The organism is Pseudomonas brassicacearum (genome assembly GCF_009601685.2).
GTDB lineage: Bacteria > Pseudomonadota > Gammaproteobacteria > Pseudomonadales > Pseudomonadaceae > Aquipseudomonas > Aquipseudomonas kilonensis_B.
In genome coordinates this window covers 2,882,800-2,900,547 of the sequence record NZ_CP045701.2, presented here as the reverse complement: position 1 = coordinate 2,900,547, position 17,748 = coordinate 2,882,800, and the positions used below count along the sequence as shown (strand labels likewise).

General features: G+C 62.7%; 17 protein-coding genes. 5 read left to right on the top strand and 12 right to left on the bottom strand.

The genetic code is table 11. The features are described 5' to 3' along the window. Positions 1-123: 123 nt before the first annotated feature. Together GFU70_RS12695 and GFU70_RS12690 are read right to left on the bottom strand one after the other, a co-directional pair. Complete coding sequence (locus tag GFU70_RS12695) at positions 124-465, bottom strand: nuclear transport factor 2 family protein (protein ID WP_058544412.1); 342 nt, start codon at positions 463-465, stop codon at positions 124-126. Between the two features lie 51 nt (positions 466-516). Next, positions 517-1,233: a helix-turn-helix transcriptional regulator gene (locus GFU70_RS12690; RefSeq protein ID WP_058544413.1), complete on the bottom strand. Its 717-nt coding sequence runs from the start codon at positions 1,231-1,233 to the stop codon at positions 517-519. Positions 1,234-1,519: 286 nt separating this feature from the next. Here GFU70_RS12690 and GFU70_RS12685 point away from each other — a divergent pair, with 286 nt between their 5' ends. Next, positions 1,520-1,990, top strand: coding sequence for an LEA type 2 family protein (locus tag GFU70_RS12685; protein ID WP_058544414.1), 471 nt, complete (start codon positions 1,520-1,522; stop codon positions 1,988-1,990). On the opposite strand, the gene GFU70_RS12680 is transcribed toward GFU70_RS12685, so the two are convergent. After that, complete coding sequence (locus GFU70_RS12680) at positions 1,991-2,914, bottom strand: carbon-nitrogen hydrolase family protein (protein ID WP_116643771.1); 924 nt, start codon at positions 2,912-2,914, stop codon at positions 1,991-1,993. 85 nt (positions 2,915-2,999) lie between these two features. Here GFU70_RS12680 and GFU70_RS12675 point away from each other — a divergent pair, with 85 nt between their 5' ends. Next, positions 3,000-3,908, top strand: coding sequence for a LysR substrate-binding domain-containing protein (locus tag GFU70_RS12675; RefSeq protein ID WP_116642341.1), 909 nt, complete (start codon positions 3,000-3,002; stop codon positions 3,906-3,908). A 3-nt stretch (positions 3,909-3,911) separates the two neighbouring features. On the opposite strand, the gene GFU70_RS12670 is transcribed toward GFU70_RS12675, so the two are convergent. Beyond that, a complete protein-coding gene (locus GFU70_RS12670; RefSeq protein ID WP_003181187.1) occupies positions 3,912-4,166 on the bottom strand; it encodes a hypothetical protein in 255 nt (84 codons plus the stop codon). A gap of 160 nt (positions 4,167-4,326) precedes the next feature. Between GFU70_RS12670 and GFU70_RS12665 the strand changes: the two genes are divergently transcribed. Beyond that, a complete protein-coding gene (locus GFU70_RS12665) occupies positions 4,327-4,644 on the top strand; it encodes a DUF883 family protein (RefSeq protein ID WP_014338130.1) in 318 nt (105 codons plus the stop codon). A gap of 127 nt (positions 4,645-4,771) precedes the next feature. On the opposite strand, the gene GFU70_RS12660 is transcribed toward GFU70_RS12665, so the two are convergent. From GFU70_RS12660 to GFU70_RS12650, 3 genes are all read right to left on the bottom strand, one after another. Further along, entirely contained in the window at positions 4,772-6,649 is a 1,878-nt protein-coding gene (locus tag GFU70_RS12660) for a feruloyl-CoA synthase (RefSeq protein WP_058544456.1), read from the bottom strand. A gap of 141 nt (positions 6,650-6,790) precedes the next feature. Next, positions 6,791-8,239: an aldehyde dehydrogenase gene (locus GFU70_RS12655; RefSeq protein ID WP_116642342.1), complete on the bottom strand. Its 1,449-nt coding sequence runs from the start codon at positions 8,237-8,239 to the stop codon at positions 6,791-6,793. A 108-nt stretch (positions 8,240-8,347) separates the two neighbouring features. Further along, entirely contained in the window at positions 8,348-9,178 is an 831-nt protein-coding gene (locus GFU70_RS12650; protein WP_003202420.1) for a p-hydroxycinnamoyl CoA hydratase/lyase, read from the bottom strand. Between the two features lie 213 nt (positions 9,179-9,391). Here GFU70_RS12650 and GFU70_RS12645 point away from each other — a divergent pair, with 213 nt between their 5' ends. Next, the gene (locus GFU70_RS12645) at positions 9,392-9,877 is read left to right on the top strand and encodes a MarR family winged helix-turn-helix transcriptional regulator (RefSeq protein ID WP_058544417.1); all 486 of its coding nucleotides are present in this window, start codon (positions 9,392-9,394) and stop codon (positions 9,875-9,877) included. A 124-nt stretch (positions 9,878-10,001) separates the two neighbouring features. Here GFU70_RS12645 and GFU70_RS12640 read toward each other — a convergent pair whose 3' ends face one another. After that, positions 10,002-11,309, bottom strand: coding sequence for an OprD family porin (locus tag GFU70_RS12640; RefSeq protein WP_058544418.1), 1,308 nt, complete (start codon positions 11,307-11,309; stop codon positions 10,002-10,004). A 312-nt stretch (positions 11,310-11,621) separates the two neighbouring features. Here GFU70_RS12640 and mhpT point away from each other — a divergent pair, with 312 nt between their 5' ends. Then, positions 11,622-12,848, top strand: a complete 1,227-nt coding sequence (gene mhpT / locus GFU70_RS12635; RefSeq protein WP_116642344.1) for a 3-(3-hydroxy-phenyl)propionate transporter MhpT — start codon at positions 11,622-11,624, stop codon at positions 12,846-12,848. Between the two features lie 106 nt (positions 12,849-12,954). On the opposite strand, the gene GFU70_RS12630 is transcribed toward mhpT, so the two are convergent. The 4 genes from GFU70_RS12630 to GFU70_RS12615 form a co-directional block, all read right to left on the bottom strand. Beyond that, positions 12,955-14,412 carry an amidase gene (locus GFU70_RS12630; protein WP_153388142.1) on the bottom strand — a complete coding sequence of 486 codons (1,458 nt, stop codon included), beginning with the start codon at positions 14,410-14,412 and terminating at the stop codon, positions 12,955-12,957. 17 nt (positions 14,413-14,429) lie between these two features. Beyond that, entirely contained in the window at positions 14,430-15,686 is a 1,257-nt protein-coding gene (locus tag GFU70_RS12625) for an MFS transporter (RefSeq protein WP_153388141.1), read from the bottom strand. A gap of 12 nt (positions 15,687-15,698) precedes the next feature. Beyond that, positions 15,699-16,631 (bottom strand): transporter, encoded by a 933-nt coding sequence (locus tag GFU70_RS12620; protein ID WP_058544421.1) that lies wholly within the window; start codon positions 16,629-16,631, stop codon positions 15,699-15,701. A gap of 69 nt (positions 16,632-16,700) precedes the next feature. Further along, positions 16,701-17,693, bottom strand: a complete 993-nt coding sequence (locus tag GFU70_RS12615; protein ID WP_058544422.1) for a helix-turn-helix domain-containing protein — start codon at positions 17,691-17,693, stop codon at positions 16,701-16,703. Positions 17,694-17,748: the final 55 nt, after the last annotated feature.

The following is a 17,748-nucleotide window of genomic DNA, read 5'->3' as shown; positions in this document are numbered from 1 at the left end:
GATCAAAATCAAAAGATCAAAATCAAAAGATCGCAGGCTTCGCCAGCTCCTACAGAGCCCAGCGGGAGCAAGCTCCCTTGCCACAATAGCGTTCTCCTGGCACAACAGCGCCAGGCGCAGAACTTAGATCGAGATATCCAACCGACTGATCTTGCCCTGCTCATTGAGCCGGAAGGTATAACGCAACTCCAGCGGGCTGCCGGGGAAAGTCCCGGAAATCAGGTTGTGCACCAATACCTTACCGGTGCGCTGCTGCACATTGAGGACCTCCACCCGCGGCTGGAAGCGCCGGGCAGTGTCTTCCATCCATTGGGCGATGGCCTGGGTGCCGACACGGTGCTGGCCTTCATCGAACACGTTGGCATCCTCGGCGAAGAAACGCGTCACCGCCGAACTGTCACGGGCATTGGCGGCCGCAATGTAGCCGGCGATGGCCGGGGCCAGGGAAGAGACGGGATTGGACATGGTACGGCTCCTTGTTTTATCGATCTGGCACCATGCTAGAACAGCACTGTGTCAGTTTTTGTCAGGAGTGAAACGCCCGGTTTCGTCCAGCTTCATCAGCGCAAACCAGTCCCGCAGCAAGTCGCTGCGTCGGCCCGGATACCGCTCGCCCTGCTCGATGGCAGAGGCAATCCGGTCGGTGCGAAAAGTCCGATAGGCGCCGCGCAATTCGCACCAGGCCACCACAACCCGCGCCTCATTGAAAAAGCCCAGGGCCAGCGGCCAGATCAAGCGTTGGCTCGGGGTCTTGTTTACGTCGGCGTAATCGATGTGCAGCTTGGCCTGGGCGCGAATGGCCTGGCGGTACACATTCAGTTCCACCGCGTTCTGCGGATAGCCATAACCCGGTGGGCCGGGCAGTACCGTGGGGTTGCGCAAGGCGTCTCGCACATCGGGAGCCAGCACTGCGGCGACCTTCGCCAGGGCGTCGGCGGCCGCTTTGCCCAGTACCTCGTCGGCACGCTGATCAACGTAGCGCAAGCCCAGCACAATGGCCTCGATTTCATCGGCGGTGAACATCAGGGGCGGCAGGAACAGGCCGCTGCGCAAGACATAACCGATACCCGCCTCACCCTGGATCGGCGCGCCGAGGGCGGTGAGTTCGGCGATGTCGCGGTACAAGGTGCGCTCGGAGACGTTCAGTTCGCCCGCCAATGTCGCAGCGGTGACCGGGCAACGCTTGCCACGCAAGACTTGCAGCAAAGTGAGCAGCCGAGAGGTACGCGACACGATGGACTATCCAGAGGGAAAAAGTTGACGCAGATTAGCAGAGGCTGGTGTCAGAAACTGTCAGGAGCCATGAACCTTGTTCTGGACCCAAAGCAGGGCGGACTTTGCCCACAAGGCCGTGGGAGCAAAGCTTGCTCGCGAAACAGACACCTCGGTTCCTGAAAGAGCGCATCGCCTTCATCGCGGGCAAGCCTTGCTCCCACTGGGTGGTTTGCCGTTGTCATGGGGCCGCTGTGGGGTATCGTGCTTGATCGCTTGCGTTTTTTCATTCATTGAGAGCCTATCCATGCGCAGAATCCTCGGCCTTTTCGTCTTCCTGATACTGCTCAGCCTGAGCGCCTGCGCCCTCTTCCCGCACCGTGACCCGCTGAACATCAACGTGGTCGGCATCGAACCCTTGCCCAACCAGGGCTTGGAGGTGCGTTTCGCCGTGAAGCTGCGCGTGCAGAACCCCAACGAAACGGCCATCGACTACAACGGCGTGGCGCTGGACCTGGAGGTCAACGGCCGTACGCTGGCGACAGGGGTCAGTGACCAGACCGGCTCGATCCCGCGCTTTTCCGAGGCAATTCTCAGCGTCCCGGTGAGCATTTCGGCGTTTTCGGTGTTGCGCCAGACCCTGGGCCTGAGCCAGACCCAAAGCCTGGACAACCTGCCCTATGTGCTCAAGGGCAAGCTCGCCGGTGGCGTATTCGGCACCCTGCGCTTCGTTGACCGCGGAACCCTCGACTTGCCGGGCTCCGCCGCCAACTGGTAATCAGGCGGTGAAGCGCACGCCGGGCTTGGCGCGCTCGTCCACCACCAGTTCGAACACATCCGGCCTGGCGTAATGCCCGACCACGTCATAGTCGTAGCGCGCCCGCACCAGTTCATCGGTATCGATTTCGGCGGTCAGTAACCCCGCCGTGTCTTTCAGCGGCCCGGCCAGCACGTCGCCCATGGGCCCCACAATCACACTGCCACCGGCAATCAACGGCCGCTCGGCCGGCCAGTTAGCAACGTCGATACCCAGGGCCTGCGGCGAAGCCTGGACCTGACAGGCACTGACCACAAAGCAGCGACCTTCGTGAGCGATATGGCGCATGGTCACCTGCCACATGTCCCGCTCATCGACGGTTGGCGCACACCAGACTTGCACACCTTTGGCGTACATCGCGGTGCGCAGCAGCGGCATCATGTTTTCCCAGCACACCGCCGCGCCGACCCGGCCGACCTGGCTGTCGATCACTGGCAAGGTCGAACCATCGCCCGTGCCCCAGATCAGCCGTTCGGTGCCGGTGGGCATCAACTTGCGGTGCCGGGCCACCAGGCCCGCATCGGGCTCGAAATACAGCGCCGTGCAGTACAGGGTGCTGCCGACACGCTCGATGACGCCCAGCACCAGGCTCGCCCCCGTACGCGCCGACAGCCCGGCCAACGCTTCGGTTTCCACGCCGGGCACGTCAATGGCATTGGCAAAATAGCGGGCAAACGCCTCGCGCCCCTCCGGCAGCCGGTAACCCAGTTGAGTCCCGAACCCCTCGCCCTTGGGATAGCCACCCAGCAGTGCTTCAGGCATCACCACCAGGCGCGCGCCGGCCTGGCGAATGGCCTCTTCGTAGGAAAGAATCTGTGCCAGGGTCTCGCCCTTGCCGCCAGGCAACGAGCCGATCTGCAGGGCAGCCACAATGGATTTGGGCATGGTTTTCAACTCCTTGATCATCAGGTGTTGCTGATTCTCAAGCAGCGGCCGATCATGAATAAAGCCCCGAATGCTGCTAAATGATATGAGCCTTATGAATATCGCCGACATCGACCTCAATCTGCTCAAGACCTTCGAAGCCCTGCACGACGAATCCAGCGCCAGCCGCGCTGCCGTGCGCCTGGGCGTGACCCAGTCGGCCATCAGCGCTGCGCTGCGCAGGCTCCGCGGTTTGTATGACGATCAATTATTCGTGCGCACGGGCCGGGGCCTGGCGCCGACGCTGCGAGCCAACCAGCTGAAGCCGGTGATCAGCGAAGCACTGGATAAATGCCGCCAGAGCCTGGCGATGGTCGACCCGGACGCCAGCCATTACGAAGGCCGCTCGGTCATCGTCGGCCTGTCGGACGATTTCGAGATTGCCCATGGGCGGCGCCTGATTGACGAAGTGGCCCGACGCGCGCCGGGCCTGCGCTTGATTTTCCGCCAGACCCACAGTCAGATCGTCGGCCGGGCGCTGATGGAGCGCGACCTTGACCTGGCGATCACGGCGGGCGGTTTCGCCCAGCGGTTGCTCAGCCGCCAGGTGTTGGGCGAAGGTGATTACGCCTGCCTCCTGGACCCGGCGAGCCTGACGCAAGGCCAACAGTCCCTCAGTTTGGAGGCGTTCGTGGCCCGTGAACATCTGCTGGTGTCTTCGGGTGGTTTCATCGGCATCACCGACGAAGGGCTGGCCGGGCTTGGCCTGAGCCGACGGGTGTGCGCCTCGACCACCCACTTTGCCGCATTGCCGTTCCTGCTCAAGGGCAGCCAGGCCGTGGCGACCATCCCGGCTCACGCCGCCCGGGCCGTCGCCGACCTCAGCGGCCTGGCCTTGCTGCCCTGCCCCCTGGCCTTGCCCCGCTACCCCATCGAACTGGGATGGCGAACCCACACGCAAATGGAACCGACAATGCTCAAGGTTCGCGAGGCCATTGCGGCAACATTCGCCTAAGGCTTACTTGTTGGCAGCCATCAGTCGATTGACTTCACTGCGCACCATGTTGGCGTACTCCGGGGGCGACATGCCGTCCAGTTCGGCACGCACCCACTCGGCCCACTTGCCCTTGCGTTTGGAGCGCTCGCCGAACAAGCGGGCAGCATCGCCCTTGGCTTTGCCCAGGTTGTTTTGCCACAGTTCAAAAAGTCGGGATTTTTCGTCTTCCAGCGCGGCGCGCTCGGCCAGGGGCTTGTCAGCCAGATTGAAGCTCATGGGAATTACCTGTTGCGTAAATAGGCGCCATCTTACACCTTGAAGGGAAACGTCTTAACCACGATTTGTGATGGGGCTGCGCTGCCAAGGCGAACGTTGCAACTTTTGTACAAGCGCAGCACTCCATTGTTCAATGCCATCATCAGCAAGGAGTACTTCAATGGCCCGTAAAAGCACCGTGCAAGCGAATGGAGAGCAAATCAAGGATCAAGCCTTCAGCGAACTGAAGGCATTGATCGAGGAGTCGGAGAAGCTGCTCAAGAGCAGTGCCTCGCTGGTGGGTGAAGAAGCTGACGACCTGCGCGGCCAGATCTCCCAGAAACTGCAGCAAGCGCTTGATTCGGTCGCCAGCGCACGGGAGCGCACACGTCCCATGGTCGACGCCACTGAGGTCTACATTGGCGGCCACCCTTGGCAGACCGTAGCAATTTCCGCGGGGTTCGGGTTGGTGGTGGGTTTGCTGCTGGGGCGGCGTTAAATAACACACACCAGCCCCTGGACCTGATGTGGGAGCGAGCTTGCTCGCGATGACGGTGTGTCAGGCAACATCTTTGCTGCTGAACCACCGCTATCGCGAGCAAGCTCGCTCCCACACAGTTTTGTGCCTAGCCTAAGGCTCCCGCCCGCAGGATCGACGCATCCTCCCCGCGATACAGCGCCTCGACCTTCACCGCCCGCCACTGCAACACTGCCCGCTGGTTGATCGAGCCCTTGTCGGTGATTTCACCGCGGTCGATGGAAGCCGGTTCATCGAGCAAGGCTATCCATTCCACGCGACTGGCGTTGCCACTGGCTTCGCGGTTCAGGCGTTGCAACCAGTCGGCGAACCATTGACGCACCGCCGCACTGGCAAGGACCTGGGCGTCGCTGGCGTCCGCGCCCAGGCCTGACAGGCGTCGGCATTCAGCAAGCCGCGGGAACACCAGCGCTCCCAGGCACTCTCGATCCGGGGCGGTGATCACCAGGTCCTGGACGTAGGGCGTGCCCTCCAGCACCGCCCGGTTGCGCAACGGCCCGACGCTGACGAATACACCGGAAGATAATTTGAAATCCTCGGCGATGCGCCCATCGAACATCAGCCCCAGTTGCGGATGGCGGGCATCGGCCAGCTTGATCGCATCTCCCGAGCAGTAGAAACCGTCCTCGTCGAACACCTCGGCAGTTTGCTGCGGCGAGCGCCAGTAGCCGGGCATGATGTGCGGCCCGCGAAAACGCCCTTCGAACTTGCCGTCCACCGGCACCAGGCGCACTTCGCAGCCGGGGGCCGGAAGGCCAATGTAGCCGGCCATGGACAACGGCCCAGTGGTGAAGGTGCAAGACGGCGCCGCCTCGGTCATGCCCAGGCCCGCCATCATGCGGATACGTTCGCCGCAGTGCTGCTCGGCGACCTTGTCCAGCCGGTCCCAGGTACTTTGGGACAGGCCCGCCGCGGCAAAGAAAAACAGGCTGATGCGCTTGAAAAAGCGCTCGCGCAACTCACCGTCCTGCTCCAGGGCGTTGACCAGTTCCTCCCAGCCCTTGGGCACGGTCAGGTAGGCAGTCGGCGAAATCTCCTTGAGGTTGCGCAGGGTTTCGGCGAAGCCCTGGGCAGTGGGTTTGCCGTCGTCCAGATAGAACGTGCCGCCGTTGTACAGCACGATGCCGACGTTGTGGCTGCCACCGAACGTGTGGTTCCACGGCAGCCAGTCCACCAGCACCGGCGGCGCCTCGCCGAATACCGGAAAGGTCTGCAGCAGCATCTGTTGATTGGCGCACAGCATACGCTGGGTGGTAATCACCGCCTTGGGCAGCCTGGTGGAGCCCGAGGTAAACAGGAACTTGGCGATGCTGTCCGGGCCGGTGGCGGCGAACGCCTGCTCGGCCTCGACGCCGCCGGGTTGGGCCAGCAGGCTGGCGAAGCTTGTCCTCGACCGGCCCGCCATTTCGCCACGCACCGTGATCAAGGGCACGTCCGCCGGCAATACGGTGCTGATCGCCCGCTCGAACGGTGCAGCTTCGCTGACAAATACCAGCCCCGGCTGCAACAGATCGCAGACGTGACGCAGCTTGGCGAAATCCTGGGACAGCAATGAATAGGCCGGTGACACCGGGCAATAGGGAATGCCGGCGTACATCGCGCCGAGGGCCATTTGCAGGTGCTCGATGTCGTTGCCGGAGAGCAGCGCCAAGGGTTTTTCCGCCGACAAACCGTAACCAAGCAGGCTTTGGGCGATGGCCCGGACACTGTCGAGCATCTGCCCGTAGCTGACTCGACGCCAGTCACCGCCCGCTTCACGGGCCGCGATAAACGTCTGCTGTGGGCGCACCTCGGCCCAGTGCACCAGACGCTCGAGCAAACGTGCCGGCAGCGGGGCCAGGGGTTCCAGCGAGCGCATGTGCAAGATGCCACGCTCTTCCCGGACTTCGACGGCAGGATGACCAATCGACACCTGGCGATACCGCCCGGCCTCGGGTCGGGAGGACGATCTGGACTCGGAACTCACGTACATTTCCTCCACCAAGGCACGCTCGGGTCGCGGTGCGAGCGGAGCGTGGCAGCACTGGGCTGCGGCCTTGTCATTATTATTCTGGCCTGCATCGGGGCGACGGCGTTCAAGGCGCGACCGCCCGCGATGCAACGGGTTTCAGATCGGGTAGTGCCGGGGACCGTTCTGCAAGGTCACCCAGCGCAACTGGGTGAAATGCTCGATGGACGCCTTGCCGCCAAAGCTGCCGTAACCGCTGGACTTGACCCCACCGAAGGGCATCTGTGCCTCGTCGTGCACGGTCGGCCCGTTGATGTGGCAAATGCCTGACTCGACCCGCTGGGCCAAGGCTAGAGCACGGCTCGTGTCACGGCTGAAAATGGCGGCCGAGAGGCCGAACTCGGAATCGTTGGCCAGGCGCAGCAGTTCTTCATCGCCGTCGCCGCGCAGCAGCACCGCCACCGGCCCGAAGGACTCTTCGCGGTACAGGCGCATCTGCGCAGTGACGCCGTCGAGCAAAGTCGGCTGCAGGATGCTGCCTTCCAACTGCCCACCCGTGACCAGCGTTGCGCCCTTGGCCAGGGCATCGTCGATCAGCCCCTTGATCCGTTGACCGGCACTGGCATCGACCAACGAGCCCAGCACCGAATCAGCGGCCGCCGGATCGCCGGCGCGCAGGGTGGCGATCTTGGCGGTCAGCCGGGCAATGAACTCATCCGCCACGCGGGCATCAACGATCAGTCGCTCGGTGGACATGCAGATCTGGCCCTGGTTGAAGTACGCGCCGAAGGCTGCCGCTTGCACTGCGGCGTCAAGGTCGGCGTCGTCCAGCACCAGCAGCGGCGCCTTGCCACCCAGTTCCAGCAAGGCCGGCTTGAGGTGGCGCGCCGACAGTTCGCCGACGATGCGCCCGACGTGGGTCGAACCGGTGAAATTGACCCGGCGCACCGCCGGGTTGGCGATCAACCGCTCGACAATGGCCGGCGCATCCGCGGGTGCGTTACAGATCACATTGACCACGCCGTCACCCAGCCCTGCGTCCTGCAACACCTGGCCGATCAGCCGGTGCACCGCCGGGCTTATTTCAGAAGCCTTGAGCACCACGGTGTTACCGCAGGCCAGCGGCATGGCGATGGCCCGGGTGGCGAGAATCACCGGGGCGTTCCAGGGCGCGATGCCCAGCACCACGCCGCAAGGCTGACGCAGGGCCATGGCGAAACTGCCAGGCACGTCCGAAGGAATGATTTCGCCATTGATCTGGGTCGTCATGGAAGCGGCTTCGCGCAGCATGTTCGCCGCCAGGTGCACGTTGAAACCGTACCAATTGGCCATGGCACCGGTCTCGCCGGCAGCAGCGACGAATTCACTGCTGCGGGCCTGCAACTGCTCGGCCGCACGCAACAACCGCGTGCGGCGTTCGTTGGGCGCCAACGCGGCCCAGGCGGGAAACGCCGCTTGGGCTGCGGCCACCGCGGCGTCGGCATCTTCCAGGGTGGCGGCGGCCACGCGAGACACCACCTCACCCGTCACCGGGTTGCAGCGTTCGAAGGTCCGGCCGTCACGGGCCGGGCACGACTGGCCGCCAATCAACAGGGGCACGTCCAGCATGGTGATTCCTCTTTATTGTCTTTATCGGGAATACAGCGCAGCGGTGTAACAGTAGCGCCAGGGCGACGCAGCGAACAGCGGGATGCGGCCCGCCATTCACCGGTCGATTCAGCGCTTATAGGTTTGCAAGCCTGGCTTGATGCTCTTGTCGTCCAGGAACTGCTTCATACCCTGCTCGCGGCCACCTTCGGTGTCGAGCAGACGCGACTGGTCGAGCTTGGCGTACAGGTAATCCTCGTTCTGCTCCCAGGTCAGTTCACGGCAGCGTTTGAAACCATGCTTGGCGGCCCGCAGCACCACCGGGTTCTTCTCCAGCAGGTTGCGCGCCAGCTCCACCGTGACTTCACGCAGCTGCGCCAGGGGCACGCTTTCGTTGACCAGGCCCATTTCGGCGGCTTTCTGCCCGCCGAACGTCTTGCCGGTCATGATGTAGTACAACGATTGGCGATGGCCCACGGTATCGGCCATGGCCTTGCTGACGAGGTTGCCCGGTGGGATGCCCCAGTTGATTTCCGAGAGCCCGAAGGTTGCTTCGTCGGCGCAGATCGCCAGGTCGCACGCCACCAGCGGGCTGAAACCGCCACCAAAGCACCAGCCGTTGACCATGGCGATGGTTGGCTTGGCATACATGCGCAGCAACTTCCATTGCCATTGCGACGCTTCGCGACGGATTTTTTCCTGAAGGATTTCCGGCCCGGCATCCACTTCGCGGAAATACTCCTTGAGGTCCATGCCGGCGGTCCAGGCATCACCGGCCCCGGTCAGCACCAATACGCCAGCGGCCGGATCCTGCTCCAGCGTCTCGAGCACGTCGATCATCTCGCGGTTGAGGGTCGGGCTCATGGCGTTGCGTTTTTCCGGGCGATTGAGGGTGACCCAGGCGATGCCCTCCTCGATATCAACCTTGACCGTTTTCCAGCGACCTTCGTAATTGCTCATGATGCGTGCTCTCTTGTTCTTGGCTGAAGATGATCAAAAACTAAACCGGAAAATTAGTTATGTCAATTAACTATTAATCGATTTATCTGTATTTCCCCGACCCTGGATCGAAGGTTAAAAATTTCGAATATGCGCGAGGCCATAGCCAGGGCGCCACAACCCCGGCAAACTGGATAGCCTTGTTAATCACTTACCTTGAGGAAGCTCACTTCGATGGCCAAGTCTTCCAAGCTTGCCGAACCCGCCGAGCCCCTGGCCGCCGGTACCGATGCGCAAGCGCCGCTGGACTCTGCACTGGACGACCTGATCGGTTACGCCCTGCGCCGCGCTCAGTTGAAACTGTTCCAGAACCTGATTGGCCGGCTCGCCGTCCACGATCTGCGCCCTGCCCAGTTCTCTGCCCTGGCGATCATCGACCAGAATCCCGGCCTGATGCAGGCTGACCTGGCCAAGGCCCTGACGATCGAACCGCCGCAAGTGGTGCCGCTGCTGAACAAGTTGGAAAGCCGGGCCCTGGCTGTGCGCGTGCGCTGCAAGCCGGACAAGCGCTCCTACGGGATTTTCCTGAGCAAGACCGGCGAAACCCTGCTCAAGGAACTCAAGCAGATCGCCGCCCAGAGCGACCTTGACTCCACGGCTACCCTCTCCGGGGCCGAGCGTGAGGAGTTGCTGCGGTTGTTGAAGAAGGTTTACCTGTAGGAGCTGCCGAGCGAAGCGAGGCTGCGATCTTTCCATTGTCCATTGAATCGAAAGCGAAAGATCCAGATCAAAAGATCGCAGGCTTCGCCAGCTCCTACGCAGACCTGAGCTGCGCCTCGGCGTATCACCAGATCGGCACGCTGTACGTTACCAGGAACCGGGTCTGGTTCTCGTCGCGAAACGCCGCCGTGCCCGGGAAGTCGTTGCGATAGATCGATTTGCGTGCCAGCAGCCCGACGTTCTTCAGCGGACCACTCTGGATCACGTACCCCAGCTCCATCTGGAACTCGCGCTCCTTGCGATCCTCGGCATTGAGGGCCGCCAGTTCGATGTGATCGCCACGCACATACCGCAGCCGACTCCGCAGGCCCGGCACGCCCACGGCGGCAAAATCATAGTCATGGATCACCTGCCAGGTGCGTTCCTTGGCATTGAGGAAGTCCGAGCTCATGGTCATTTCACTCAAGCCCATCAGCTCGGTGCCGGACACATAAGGCGTGGCTGTATCGCCACTGGCGTGCATGTAGCCCAGGCTCACGCGATGTCCGCCCAGGCGATAGCCGACCAGCGCCGAGACATTGCGGTTATCCACCTTTCCGGCCTTGGCCGCGCCGTCTTCGTCGCTGAAAAAACTGCGCAGGTCGGTGGTCAGGACGCCATCGCCCAAAGGCAGGTTATGCAACAGCGCCAGGGTGTCCTGTTGGTACAAGTCTGCCACTTCGGCATGGTAAACCCGCAAGCTGAGGTCTTTGTTGACCTGGTAGTCGCCGCCCACATACGCCATATGGGAAGACGTCGCCGCGCCGTTGAAACGACGGTTGGGCGAAGCGATGCTCATCGCCTGGTAGTCGGTGGAGTCACGCCGGTTGATGCGGTCGATGTAACCTGTGTTCAACGTCAGCCCGTCGATGTCCTTGGAACTGAGGGTCGTCCCACGAAAGGTCTGCGGCAGCAGCCGAGACGGGCTGGCAAAGGCAAAGGGCAGGAAGATCGACACATCGCCGGTCTTCACCGTGGTCTGGCCCACGCGCAGTTTGCCAGTCAGTGCCAGGCGTGAATACTCGTCCGCGGCGCGCTTGTCGCTGCTGGACACTGGCAACAACTCCGTGCCGCTGCGATCCGGCGAAGAATCGAGCTTGATCCCCACCAACCCCCGAGCGTCCAGGCCGAACCCAACCATGCCGGGGGTAAACCCCGACTCCACGTTCATGATCAGGCCTTGGGCCCACTCCCTGGCTGCGGTTTTGGCGCCGTCGTCCTTGTAGTCGCGATCGATGTAGTAATTGCGCAGGGTCAGCGTGCCGTGGCTGTCGTCGATGAAACCCTGCGCCCGTAAGGCGGCAGATCCCAGGCTCAGCCCGAGGCAGGCCAGTAGATGGACGAGCGATAAAACAGGGCGCACCGTCAGGGCGGCCCGGGCAAGGTTTGGCATGTTCGATATCCAGTTATTGTTGTTGTTTTGATCGGCCCAGCCTTGGTGATGGGGGCCGTGCGCACCAAGAATGGAAACGGTACGGGCGCTTCGTCAATCAACAATGACCGATAATCGAACGTTAATATCATTAACTAATTTACCAATTTACTCGTGGATTCTTTCCAACCCCCTGATTTTCATAATGATCTCACCCGTTATGGGCTCCCTCTTGGCACCCTTCATTTTTTAGTTAGCTTTGTTAATCTTAAATGCACCGACCGGTAGTCCTCCGAGCCGGTGTCCCTCACAAAAACAATAAGAGGATTTGCCATGAACCGTCCGGCGCGTCGTGCGACGCTGACCATCGCCTTGTGTTTCATCGTCGCGTTGATCGAGGGTTTCGACCTTCAGTCAGCCGGTACCGCAGCTGCAGGGCTGCGACAGACGTTTGCCCTCGATCCGAAAATGATGGGTTGGGTGTTCAGCGCCGGGATCATCGGGTTGTTGCCAGGTGCGTTCTTCGGTGGCTGGATCGCTGATCGCATCGGTCGCAAGAAAATCCTCGTTGCCGCGGTCTTGCTGTTCGGCGTGTTTTCCCTCAGCACCGCTTATGTCGAACACTTCTCAAGCCTGTTGCTGGTGCGCTTCATGACCGGCCTGGGCCTGGGCGCCGCCCTGCCCAACCTCATTGCCCTGTGCGCCGAAGCCGTGGGCGAGCAGCGCCGCGGCACGGCCATCAGCGTGATGTATGCGGGAGTGCCGTTGGGTGGTGCGTTGGCGGCAGTGGTCGCCATGTTGTTTGGCGAACACTGGCAGATGACGTTTTTCATCGGTGGGTTGGCGCCCTTGCTGGTGGTCCCGTTGATGCTCCTGTGGCTCCCCGAGTCCAGCGCCTTTCGCCAGGCGCGAGATGGCGACGGCTCATCGCGCGGCTCCACCGCCCAGGCGCTGTTCGGTGAAGGTCGCGGCCGTACCACCTTGGCGCTGTGGCTGAGTTATTTCTTCACCTTGACGGTGATGTACATGTTGCTCAACTGGCTGCCGTCGTTGCTGCTGGAGCAGGGTTTCAGCAAACCCCAGGCCGGCCTGGTGCAAATGCTGTTCAACATCGGCGGCGCCCTCGGTTCGTTGCTCGGAGGCCTGCTGCTGGACCGTTGCAACGGCATCAAGGTGGTGCTGTTCGTCTATGCCGGTCTGCTGAGCGCCCTGGCCGGGGTCGGGCTGTCCGTCGGTATCGTGCCGATGGCCATGGCCGGATTCGCCGCTGGGCTGTTTGTCATGGCTGCGCAATTGGTCCTCTATGCCTTGGCACCGCCCTCCTACCCTACGGCCGTACGTGCGACGGGTGTTGGTGCAGCGGTGGCCATCGGACGTTTGGGGTCAGTGGCCGGGCCTCTGGCCGCTGGACAGATCCTGGCGGCCGGGGGTGGGACCACTGCCGTATTGTTGGCGACTTCGCCTGGGTTGGTGGTTGCGACGCTGGCTATTCTCAGTGTGGTTCGTTATTCGGCCGGGCCGCGGTTGGGTGCTTCTGAGCCGGTCGCTGGGAACTCCTGAATCGCGTTTCTCCTGTGAGAGCGGGCTTGCTCGCGAAAGCGGACTATCAGTCAACGATGATGCCGACTGACCCAACGCCTTCGCGAGCAAGCCCGCTCCCACAGTTTTAACGCCGGCAGGCGTTGACCGGGGGTACTCGGCCGCGCCAGGGTTGGGCGCGTTCCAGTTGGGCGGCCAGGGCCAGCAAGGTGCTTTCCTCGCCAAAGCGACCGGCAAAATGCGCCCCCATCGGCAGGCCATTGGCGCTCCAGGACAATGGCACTGACATCGCCGGCTGGCCGCTGGCGTTGAACAGCGCGGTGAACGGCGAATAGCTGTGGAAACGCTCGATCAGTTGATCAAGGCTCATGCACACATCCTGCAGATCCAGTTCGCCAATCGGCACCGGTTCACGGGTCAGGACCGGGGTCAGGATCACGTCATAATCCTGCATGAACATCGCCAACTGCCGGCCGAGGGCATGAATCCACTCCACCGCCGCAGCATATTGGGCGCCGCTGACGTTGCCCTTGTCCCGCAAGATGATCCGGGTACGCACCTCCAGTTCTTCCGCCTGCACGGCGACCCCACGCATCTGGCCCAGCAGGTCGACATAGTGCCGAGAGCTGGCGCCAATGATGGTGAACACGTGGTCGAGAAACTCCAGCAACCCCACCGGCAAGGTCACCGGTTCGACACGGTGCCCCAACGACTCGCACAACCGCGCGGCCTCGCCCACCGCTTGAAGGCTTTGTGGCGACGTAGGCCAAGGCTCGAGTTGCTCGACCAGGGCAATGCGCAATGGCTTCGGATCAGCTTGCAGCGCCAGCACATAAGGCAGCGCCTGGACCGGTGCGGCATACGGCGCGCCCAAGTCCATCCCGGCGGTGGCATCCAGCAGCGCCGCACTGTCGCGCACCGACAAGGTGATGGCATGCGGCGTGCCCATCCCGGCCCAGCCCTCGCCCACTATCGGGCCCGACGGCAGCAGGCCACGGCTGGGCTTGAACCCGAACACGCCACAGCAAGACGCCGGCACGCGCAATGAGCCGCCGCCATCGTTGCCGTGGGCGAACGGCACCACGCGAGCCGCCACCAGGGCCGCCGCGCCGCCACTGGAACCACCGGCGCTATGATCGATACTCCAGGGGTTGCGGGTGGCGCCGAAACGCGCGGATTCGGTGGTGTACGAGGTGCCGAACTCCGGCGAGGTGCTGGTGCCCATCACCTGGCATCCGGCACGCCGCAAACGCGCCACGACTTCCGATTCAAAATCCGCACGACAGTCGCCCAGCGCCCGCGAACCGTTAGTCATCGCCGCGCCGTGGACCGGTGAAAACAGGTCTTTGATCAAGGTCGGCACACCGGCCAGCAAGCCCCGGCCAACCTCCGGCGTGCGCGCCGCCTGCCGGGCCGAATCGTACAAGCGTTCGGCCACCGCATTGAGCTGCGGCTCGACCTGTTCGAGGCGCTCGATGGCAGTCTCCAGCAGTTCGCCGGGCTGAACCTCGCCACGCCTGACCCACTCGGCCAACGCCGTGGCATCTTCACTGTCCATCAAGTGGTGGATGTCTTGCATACCCATGTTTCAGACTCCTTATGTCATGACGATTGATGTGATCCGACGGTATTCGCCTGCCTCTGGCCCCGTGCCCGCAGGCCGGCAACGACCCAGAGCAGCGCCAGGGCAAAACTGGCCAGGGCCAGCCATTGGATGGCGTGACGCAGGTCACCGGCGAAGACAATCACCAAGGCCACCACCAGCGGACTGACGAACTGGCCGATATACAGGCACGAGGTAAACCCACCCAAGCCTCGGCCGCGGGTGCTGGCGGTCAAGGCATTCATCACCGGCGCCATCACGTTCGGCACCAGCAAGCCGGCCCCCAGGCCCTGGATGAATACCGCCACCAGCACGGCGTTGTAGCTTTGTCCGCGCATCAGCAGCCACAGCCCCAGGCCCATCAGCCCGAGCAGCAGCGCGTTGCAACCAGCGATACCGAAACGGCGACGCAGCAACGGCCACATCAGCGAACCGCCCAAGGTCGCCAACAGGCTCAACCCCGCGGCCAGGCCGATCATCGTGCTGGAGGTGATACCCAGGCTGACCAACAGCGTCGGCGCCTGGATCGGCATGACGAACGTCAAGACCATGCCGCCCAGGATCATCAGGTAGCCGACCAGCAATTGCAGCAAGGCGACCTTGGCCGGACCCGGCTCATCGACGCGCTGCTCGACCCTCTGTAGCTTCGCCACCGGTGGTTCCCAGAGCACCTTCATCATGGCCGGCACCAGCAGCAAGGGCAGTAAGTACAGGAGGAACGGCGCGCGCCACGAGTGCTCGCCGAGTGCACCGCCCACCACGAAAAACAGCGCCCCCACCAGGCCAATGGTCACCACCTGCCGGTTGACGTAGCGCAACCGCTCCTCGCCCTGCCAATAGTCGGCGATCAAGGTTGCGCAGCAGGTCATCACCGCCGCCTCCGTGCAACCGAACAACAGCCGCGCACCGACAATCGAGGGCAGGCCGTCGAGCAGCGCCGGCAGTGCGCCGAGCAAGGCATAGAGCACCGTGGCGATCACCAGCAGGGCCTTGCGCCCGACTCGATCGGCCAACCAGCCGGCCAAAGGCGCACACAAGGCAATCGTCAGGGCAGGTCCCGTGACCGCCAACGGCACCAGCAGATCGGCGCGAGGCTCCATGGGCCCGAATTCGGCACCCAACCTGGGCAGGATGGGTGCGACCATCACCGAGCCCATGATCGTCAGACTGCTGCCCAGCATCAGCACCAGCCCTTCACGCCAACTGGCTTGGCGCGACGGGCTGGCCGCCGCTGAAACAGAACTTGATTGGTTCATGGCGAGCCCCTTTTAGAAACTGTGAGAAATACGCAGCGCCGCGGTGTAGCCCTCGGCGCGGTTTCGCGCATCGAGCTCCTTGTAGACATGCAGCCACACCGGGGGGATGCCGGGCTTGAAGTAGCTCACTGCCGGCCCGACCGCCAACACCCGAGCGCGATTGCCCGCTTCCAGGCCCGGCGCATCGTCATCGGTGAATTGCCGGTAGTAATAGCCGCCCACACCCACCGTCCACGGGCCGACGTGTTGACCCACGGCGAATTCGTGACGGTACTCGACGCCGTTCTTGTAGTCGGTGGCGTGGTTGCGGGTGTTGATATCGGCCTCAAAGCTGGAAGACACCTCGAAGCCGCTGTCGGAGATGTAGGTGGCGTTGAGGATCGGCGAGAAGGTCCAGTGATTGAGGCCCGGCGAGATCAAGCGATCCTTGTCGTAGTCGCCGGTGGGGGCCTGGATCTGGAACTGGGCATTGACGAACAAATTCGGTGAAAGGGTCCACTGCAGGATCACCGGCAACACCTGGATATCGGCCATGCGAAACGGATCGGCTTCCAGGTCCAGCGGGCCGACAGGCGTCTGCACCTGTACCGAGGCGTCCATCTGGAAAAACGGCACGACGGTGCCGAAGCCATACTTGGCGCCCAGCACGGTGTAATCGGTCATGCGCATGTAGGCGACGCCGATGGACAAGACATCCAGGGAAAAATTGTTGTCCGCAGACTTGCCGTGGCGATCTTTCTGCACGTTGGCCGAATAGAACGCGGTTCGCAGGCCGACGGTGCCAAAGGGCGTGGCCGGCGGCATCATGCCCGCACCGAAATCGTAGACCCCGACCGCCGTGGTCGGCGCGCCATTTTCGGTGCCATGGGCAGCGGTACAGACAGCGATCAACCCAAGGCTTAACCAGGTACAGCGCAAGACGTTGGTTTTATTATTTTGATACATCGAATGCCCCTCCAACCAAGTGGTGTTGGGGTCATCCTAGGGAGCTGGCCGGTCAGCCGTTATCCGTTTTCAGCACAGATGCGAGCGCCGCAGGGTTTGTGAAGGGGTCTCGCCGAACAGCACCCGATAGTCGCTGGAAAACCGGCTCAAATGCCAGAAGCCCCAGCGTGCCGCCGCCTCCTGTACACCTTGGGCGGGGCTGCCGCTGCGCAGTTCACGACGCACGGCATTGAGGCGCAACGCCCGCAAATAGGCCACGGGGTTGATGCCCAGCGTCTCCTGGAAGCAATACTGCAGTTTTCGCCGGCTGGCACCGATGTGGTTGCACAGGTCGAGGATCGACAGCGGCTCATCGACATGAGCCAAGGCGTATTCCCGGGCGCGGTCGACCATGCGCTTGCGCGCCGTGGGGTTGAGCGGCGGCGCCTCATCCGGTGCCACCAGTTCCAACATGTGCAGCATCACCGTGTCACGCAGGCCACGGCGGATCGACTCGTAGCCCAGCAACGAGTCACGTCCCTGCTCGCCGCCCTCAAGCTCATCGAACAACGCCGCAAGCTCGGCCGGCAGTGTCGAATTGCCGAGACGGTAACACTTGGGAAGATCGGTAATTCGAAAGCGACTGCCCTGTCGTTCCAGCACATGTTCCAACGCCTGCTCTTCGATGGCGACACCGAGCAGATCGAGATGCTGGGGTGTGCGCAGCTCGGGCAGGTTACGGCCACGGGCAACCATCAGGCTGGGCTCGATGATCGGGTGCCCGGAGCAAAAGACCGGCCCATCGGCACTCAGCGGCACGCTGAAGGTGATAGCGCCCTCCCAGGCCATGCCTTGCTTGGTCAGTGCCTGGTTAGAGCGGTCGCGCACCAGTTGCATCCAGTCCGAGCGAAACTCGATCAACTCGCCGTCGAAGCGTCCGGGGGTCAATTGGTCATAGCAAACCTGCCAGCCGCCCATGTTCCGGGCGTGTTCGTCGATGTCTGCGGTGCGGAACCGATTGATCGGCAGCGTCGGCAACAGGTCCGACGAGACCGCCGGCTGCACCATGTTGGAATTGTTCATTGACCCAACCTTTGATGATTCCAGGGCTTATGGTCAAAGCTCAGGCAAGTTCCAT

Bases quoted from the DNA above. Each gene is read 5' to 3' on its own strand.
- GFU70_RS12655 (WP_116642342.1), bottom strand. From the start codon at position 8,239: ATGCTGGACGTGCCCCTGTTGATTGGCGGCCAGTCGTGCCCGGCCCGT.
- GFU70_RS12615 (WP_058544422.1), bottom strand. From the start codon at position 17,693: ATGAACAATTCCAACATGGTGCAGCCGGCGGTCTCGTCGGACCTGTTG.
- GFU70_RS12665 (WP_014338130.1), top strand. From the start codon at position 4,327: ATGGCCCGTAAAAGCACCGTGCAAGCGAATGGAGAGCAAATCAAGGAT.
- GFU70_RS12680 (WP_116643771.1), bottom strand. From the start codon at position 2,914: ATGCCCAAATCCATTGTGGCTGCCCTGCAGATCGGCTCGTTGCCTGGC.
- GFU70_RS12625 (WP_153388141.1), bottom strand. From the start codon at position 15,686: ATGAACCAATCAAGTTCTGTTTCAGCGGCGGCCAGCCCGTCGCGCCAA.
- GFU70_RS12675 (WP_116642341.1), top strand. From the start codon at position 3,000: ATGAGCCTTATGAATATCGCCGACATCGACCTCAATCTGCTCAAGACC.
- GFU70_RS12670 (WP_003181187.1), bottom strand. From the start codon at position 4,166: ATGAGCTTCAATCTGGCTGACAAGCCCCTGGCCGAGCGCGCCGCGCTG.
- mhpT (WP_116642344.1), top strand. From the start codon at position 11,622: ATGAACCGTCCGGCGCGTCGTGCGACGCTGACCATCGCCTTGTGTTTC.
- GFU70_RS12640 (WP_058544418.1), bottom strand. From the start codon at position 11,309: ATGCCAAACCTTGCCCGGGCCGCCCTGACGGTGCGCCCTGTTTTATCG.
- GFU70_RS12685 (WP_058544414.1), top strand. From the start codon at position 1,520: ATGCGCAGAATCCTCGGCCTTTTCGTCTTCCTGATACTGCTCAGCCTG.
- GFU70_RS12645 (WP_058544417.1), top strand. From the start codon at position 9,392: ATGGCCAAGTCTTCCAAGCTTGCCGAACCCGCCGAGCCCCTGGCCGCC.
- GFU70_RS12695 (WP_058544412.1), bottom strand. From the start codon at position 465: ATGTCCAATCCCGTCTCTTCCCTGGCCCCGGCCATCGCCGGCTACATT.
- GFU70_RS12650 (WP_003202420.1), bottom strand. From the start codon at position 9,178: ATGAGCAATTACGAAGGTCGCTGGAAAACGGTCAAGGTTGATATCGAG.
- GFU70_RS12620 (WP_058544421.1), bottom strand. From the start codon at position 16,631: ATGTATCAAAATAATAAAACCAACGTCTTGCGCTGTACCTGGTTAAGC.
- GFU70_RS12630 (WP_153388142.1), bottom strand. From the start codon at position 14,412: ATGGGTATGCAAGACATCCACCACTTGATGGACAGTGAAGATGCCACG.